Annotated in this window: 4 protein-coding genes; all 4 read right to left on the bottom strand. The window is 42.4% G+C overall.

Going from position 1 to position 6,069, the window contains the following annotated elements:
- Nucleotides 1-174: 174 nt before the first annotated feature.
- The gene (locus VIM89_RS01445) at nucleotides 175-1,404 is read right to left on the bottom strand and encodes a DUF6786 family protein (RefSeq protein ID WP_488154340.1); all 1,230 of its coding nucleotides are present in this window, start codon (nucleotides 1,402-1,404) and stop codon (nucleotides 175-177) included.
- A 7-nt stretch (nucleotides 1,405-1,411) separates the two neighbouring features.
- Nucleotides 1,412-2,575, bottom strand: coding sequence for a glycoside hydrolase family 172 protein (locus VIM89_RS01440; RefSeq protein ID WP_488154339.1), 1,164 nt, complete (start codon nucleotides 2,573-2,575; stop codon nucleotides 1,412-1,414).
- 12 nt (nucleotides 2,576-2,587) lie between these two features.
- A complete protein-coding gene (locus VIM89_RS01435; RefSeq protein ID WP_488154338.1) occupies nucleotides 2,588-3,439 on the bottom strand; it encodes a fumarylacetoacetate hydrolase family protein in 852 nt (283 codons plus the stop codon).
- Nucleotides 3,440-3,520: 81 nt separating this feature from the next.
- Nucleotides 3,521-6,007: a hypothetical protein gene (locus VIM89_RS01430; RefSeq protein WP_488154337.1), complete on the bottom strand. Its 2,487-nt coding sequence runs from the start codon at nucleotides 6,005-6,007 to the stop codon at nucleotides 3,521-3,523.
- Nucleotides 6,008-6,069 lie beyond the last annotated feature (62 nt).

Here is a 6,069-nt window from a genome sequence, read left to right as displayed (position 1 = left end):
GATATAAAACCGCCAAAAGGCGCTTTGCAATGGAAGTAAGAGATTTGGCAATAGCCCTTATCGTTGTACAATGTGGCGGCGATCCAGGCTTGCTCTTTAAAACATAATAAATGGCCGGAATATTCTTCCGACCATCACTGGGCAACGACCCGGCTTTGTTTTTAGGAAAATAGCTTATTTAAAAGCTGACTGGATATCAGCCAAAGAAACCCCCAATATTCTCGATGCAATAGCATTTAGTCCCGCTGTATCTCCCGTAAAATGGAAAATGTAGTGCTGATGCGTTAGCTTCTCATCCGGCTTTAAAAATGCTGCAGGCGATACGCTTTCCATTTCAAAGAATGGGCCTAGCTGGCTACCATTGGCCAAAGGACCATCATTATAGGCATTTACCGCATCGCCAACCAATGGATCTTTGTCTGTCTTCCATTCCTGATTTAGGTAAATTGCTTTTTTATCTACATCGAAGAATATAATGCTGAGTACATTATTGGCGGCATCATAACTTCCTGCAACAGCCAACGTCCGGGCAGCGGTCATACCCAGTTTACCTCTGGATTTGCCGTCAGCTTTAAAAAACAGGTGACCTTTTTTAGTAGTAACCCTATCCGGAGGGATTTGTCCGAAATAATCTGTCGTAGCTACTTTTCCGCTTGCCTTTTCATCATACGGAATTACGATGATCGCTTTTGGCGACGGGGTGAACATATCCAGGTTCCACAAACACGGCGCGCCTGTTTGCTTAGTCCATTCATCCTTGCCGGTATTGGTGATGCTATTATCCGTTTTAATACCGACGGCTTTAACCGCACTATCCAAATGCATTTTCAGGATGTTGTTAATATCACTCCGATTTAATATAGTAATCCTACGATCCACTTTTAAATCCAATTGTGTCCCCTTATAATTCACCAGACTCATATTTTTCGTGAACGATACCTGGTGATCATTTACGCCTACAGTTTTCCAGGCTTCATGGTCAAAAGGTGCAGGTGTAACCCAATTATCGAAAACCATTTTAGTGTCTTTCTTAAAGAACAAGGCAAATTTCCCTCCTTCCGGACCAAGCCAAAGCCTGTCTTCCCCGCCATAGGCATTCATGTGCGGATCAACCGGGCCGTCGAATGCTTTATAATTGATCCAGCCAAAGCTTTTTCCGGTATCGCCCTCAGCAGTTGAAGTGAATACCTTACCCTGGTATTTTGCTGAAACTGCCACTTCCGCATCCCCGCTGCTATCTCTCAATATTACTATATTGTCCTTTTTCCTCAGGAAATCCAGATCATAACCAAATGTTCCCTTTTGAGGTGCTACAACACCATGGATGCTGCTACTTTTTTTGCTTTGGCAAGCGCATATTAGCGTTGCACAGACAATTAGCGTAGGAATTGGGTTCAGTTTCATATCGCTTTTAATTTATTTCTAACTGATCTTTTGCCGGTAATTTCGGAAAAGGATTATGTGGCTCGAGCTGATACCAAAATGCAGTAGTAGCTATGTCATCCTGCAATGGCATATACCGGCCGTCATGGCGCCAACCTAGGTCTTGAATCGTCACTTTCAGATCTTTATCAAAACGGATGGGGTCGGTAATATGCCAGCGGTATAAGCCAAAACGCTGTGCAATCTCATAGTGCCCATCCCCTCTAATTACTTGTGGCAGTCCGGTGTAAGGCCCGCTGAACTCCGTATACTCACTGCTTTCAACACCTGCTTTGTTTTTCTTTTGTGTATCGAAATCATAAGCTCCGCAGAAATAGTCTTCTGTGCCAGTTCCATTTATGGTAGGAAACTCAGTATCCCCATCCATAAAGAATTTGATCTCGCCTTCGCCCCACCAGCCATTTTTGTTGGAACCATAAGCCATATAAGTGCCCACATACTGGCCCTTTCCCCTGATACTATCTACCAGCACAAAATCTTTTTTGTAAGGCAATGGATTTACCCTGCGAAATTGTGCATGCAGGTAACCAGCGTCTTTAGGTACTTCAGTCAAAGTGTAATCTACCTGGTAATAAAGCACCATATCTTCATTATCGATGTTTTCCATTGTGATGCGGCATTTTTTACGGAAAGGCATTGTCCAATAGCAGTTTAACCCGCTGCCCGGGTTTGCAGCCACTGCCAGCGATGTTATTGGAGCAAACTTACCCCAGCCCTGGCAAAAGAAATCCCCCACAGGAACTTCAATTGATGGCGTAGTTTCATCATCCCAGTAAAAACGGAGAATGGAATATCGCCAGTTGCCGGTCGGTGTCATCCAGATATGCTGAACAGCACCCGGACCATCTATCTCGGCCACAGTGAAAACCGTATGTTTCTTGATCACAACACTTGGGCTCACTTTCCACTTCTGGCCCAGATCACGCGATGCATTTGATCCGGTACCGGCAGTAGCCATCCCCCCTTTACCTTTTTCTCCATTAAAGTTTTCGGGACTAATGGAGCGTGTCTTTGCATCCGACGTGCGGTAAAGATTACTTAGATTGACATCGAGACCGTTGAATTTCTGTTGTGCATCGGCAGAAAACACAACCAAACCAACCAGTAAAAAGCCAAGCAGCGTTTTTTTCATGTGATCCAATATTTATTGCGGTTTATAACTTATGGTATTTATTAGAGTACCGATATGGTCTATACTGATGGATACCAAATCATTTTCCTGCAGCGTAAATTCATTACCCGGTACTAAGCAGGTACCTGTCATCAGGAAACTTCCGTTAGGAAAATCGCATTCACGGTATAAGAAGCCGGCCAATTCGGGGAAAGTCCTTTTCATTCTGCCGATTGTAGTTTCGTCACTGTAAACTTCAGCATTATTGCGACTGATAGTCATCTTAATGGCTGTATCCAACGAAACAGGTTGCTCAGGTATATATAAACACGGCCCCAAAGCAGCGCTGCGTTCATATATTTTTGCCTGGGGCAGATAGAGCGCATTTTCACCTTCGATGCTGCGCGAGCTCATATCATTGCCGACAGTATAGCCTTGTATATTACCTTTTGAATTGATAAATAACGTCATTTCCGGCTCAGGCACATTCCAGGATGAATCTCTCCTGATATAAACCTGTTGATTGTGTCCTGCTACTCGATGCGGCAATGCTTTGAAGAAAAGCTCCGGTCTTTCGGCGGCATATACCTTATCATACAGATCGGCAGCACCAGAGTCTGCTGATTCTTCCATTCTTGCCTCGCGGCTTCTGAGGTAAGTCACGCCTGCGGCCCATACCTCCTGCTTGCCAATAGGCGGCAACAAGCTTTCATTAATATGAGCAGTAGCCATTGCTTCGGTAAGCACAGGCAGTTCAGAAGCTATTTCGTTCAAATAGCTGTAAAGGTCATCGCGGTTAATGAGCGTATCCCAATCATTCTGGATCAGGTAATTAGCATTGTTGTGTTGAAGGATAATTCCGTCAGAGAGTTTATATAATTTCATTAGGCAATTGTTTTATAATAGGCTTTACAATATAGCAAGCTTTTTATAATACAATTAAATACTTTTGGTAAAAGTTGCGTTTCAGTATTCTTTAGCAAGATAAACTGTCTTTCCGTCTGCATCCATTCCCTGCACAATGATGCGGTACCCTTTTGCTTTGTCTGAGTTGTAAAAGCTTATTTTGATATTTCCATCTTTATCAGGCATAAGGTCGTGGTTCCAATATAGGGTGGTACGGTAGTCCGGACGATCAGCTGATTTCGGATTGGAATAATCCACTACAGGGAACTCACGGGTAACAGCATAACTGTTAAAAGTGTATTTGTTGCCACGAGTGGATCTCGTCGATTTCTCATCGTCTGAATTTTTGGTATAGATCAATATAGCGCCTAAAAATCCTCCATTCATCGGTGCAAACCAGGCAGGTGGCGGGGCATATTGCATGTATGCTACATCAGTCGTTGGTAGGTCTACTACATCTTCCATCGTCACCCTGACATCATCTATATAAAAAAATGGAAGACCGGCATCCGCGCTTTGAATAATTGGCGCGCTAGCCACACCATTATTTCCTTTATAATTCCCAATAGGTTTGCTGGCTCCCGATAACAGCAAATCACTTGTTCCCCTATACTCAAATCTAAAAGAATGACCATCTAATGTGTAGACTTGCAACCCGGGAACGCGTCCGATTAGAAAATTCAAAACATTTAAACTCGATGGTACCTGCTCATTCACAAAATCGAACGTAAACGCCCTATCAGGTGTAAAACGTTGATGATGTCTTTCCATCATCTCCTCTATCGGTGTCAATTTTCTTGCTTTTATGTCGACACCTTTTAAAAGAACACCGGTATTGGTTATTGCAGAATTGAGCAGCAATTCTTTTTTTACATCTGTTGTAATGGTATTTAACTGATCGTTGTTTGCTAAAAGCTTTACAGTATCTATGCCTGAACTTAAGAAAGTTACCTTAGCGTTTTGCTTGCGTCCTTTAGTATTAAGCACATCGGCGGAAACATTCGCGGTTCCAGGTTTATCATAGTCGCTTAATACAAAATAGCCTTTACCGTCAGGCTCTATCAAGTTCATCACTTTAGTTGAATCACTACCGGCTATCATGTACTTCACTTTAAAACGATCACTTTCATGATAATTGTCAATCCTGCCCGCAATCAGCTGCGTGTTTTCAACAGCATATTTTACAGGTTGCTGATTGGCTTTTAAAATAGTATCCCATTTAAAGCGTCGCCAGCCGTTGGTCAGCATCACCAGGTCAAGCTGTTTTTGCAGCGAATCACTGTTGTTTTTGAAATAATAGCCGGGATGATAAACATGCCCGCTCAATTCCGAACTCATCAGAAAATAAGAACTGATATTGTCATCAGGCTCACTGCCTACTGAACGATCTGTGATCGCAATGGATACACTAGTCAATGGGACTTTATTCTTTTCGTTTTCCAGGTTGATGGTCAGTTCATTTTTGCTTTTGGCACCGAAAACTATTTTATCATCGGCAACAGAAACATTTAAGTGGTCATATTTATTTATGAAGACTAAACGTTCTGCTAAAGGCATCGAATTCTCATCAAACACGGTGAGGCGTAATATACCTGTAGAAAAATCATCCTTTTTTAACCTGAAAACATTTATTCCCGGCCTTATGGTAAGCGGATAAGCGGCACATAAACCACCGCTTTGAGCAGCTACAATAAATATTTCCTGTTTTTCTTCTGCCAGTGTTGGGTTGGTTATTCTCAGTTCGAGCTCATTGTTCAATGAAGAAGCTATTCGCAGGTTTATTCCCATTTTTTCCACGGCAGGCAATGGTACTCGCTGAATATTACCATCAGGAAAATGAACTTCAGCAATATACTCCGTTTGCGCATCTGCTCCTATCATAAAGCTTCCCATGCCATCGTGCACGGTGATCAAATGAGCAACAGGCAAAGCTCCGTACATAACCGACCCGGAAATACTTACCGGAACTCCCTGGTCATCATATGCCTTGAATGCGACATTACAAAGCGCACCGGCTATTATTTCACCACCTTCGGGGAAGAAATGAATATGATACTTTTGATTGGTGGCTAATGTTGCAGGTACAATCTGTGTATCATGGTGATTTTGAATATAAATATCCGCGCTGTAAACGTCCTTTTTGTCATTCAGCATCCACGATGTAAAGCCTTGTATATGGTACCAGCCTGTATGCAGGCTGTCGGGTATTTTTATATTTCCATGGGCACCATCCTTATTTAAAGGCAATTTATTCTGAACTATAACTTGTCCCTTATCGTCCGCCAATCTAACATAAAGTATTTTGCTCAATTGCGATGGTTTGCCATAAGCCTGTGCATACGCTTTATACCATATCGTTTGGCCCGACAGGTATACGTTTTGGTCGGTATGAAGAAAAACCTTCTCCTGGGGATATTGCTTATAGTATTGTTCCAGTGCATCCTCTATCCTTTTCTCACCGGCATCCACAGCACTTTTTTTGCTTTGCGCAACCGATAAAAGCGGCATTAATAATACCGGCAAAATAAAGATGAGCCTTGCTGACATTTTTATGGAGATAAGACAGTGGTTTACAGCATAATAAAGTTATACAAAACAAATTCATTATA

This window comes from Mucilaginibacter sp., assembly GCF_036568825.1.
GTDB lineage: Bacteria > Bacteroidota > Bacteroidia > Sphingobacteriales > Sphingobacteriaceae > Mucilaginibacter.
Note: the sequence above shows the minus strand (reverse complement) of the source record. Positions and strands in the feature narration are given on the sequence as shown.

Coding starts and splice junctions, on each gene's coding strand:
- VIM89_RS01430 (WP_488154337.1), bottom strand. CDS start 6,007: ATGTCAGCAAGGCTCATCTTTATTTTGCCGGTATTATTAATGCCGCTT.
- VIM89_RS01445 (WP_488154340.1), bottom strand. CDS start 1,404: ATGAAACTGAACCCAATTCCTACGCTAATTGTCTGTGCAACGCTAATA.
- VIM89_RS01440 (WP_488154339.1), bottom strand. CDS start 2,575: ATGAAAAAAACGCTGCTTGGCTTTTTACTGGTTGGTTTGGTTGTGTTT.
- VIM89_RS01435 (WP_488154338.1), bottom strand. CDS start 3,439: ATGAAATTATATAAACTCTCTGACGGAATTATCCTTCAACACAACAAT.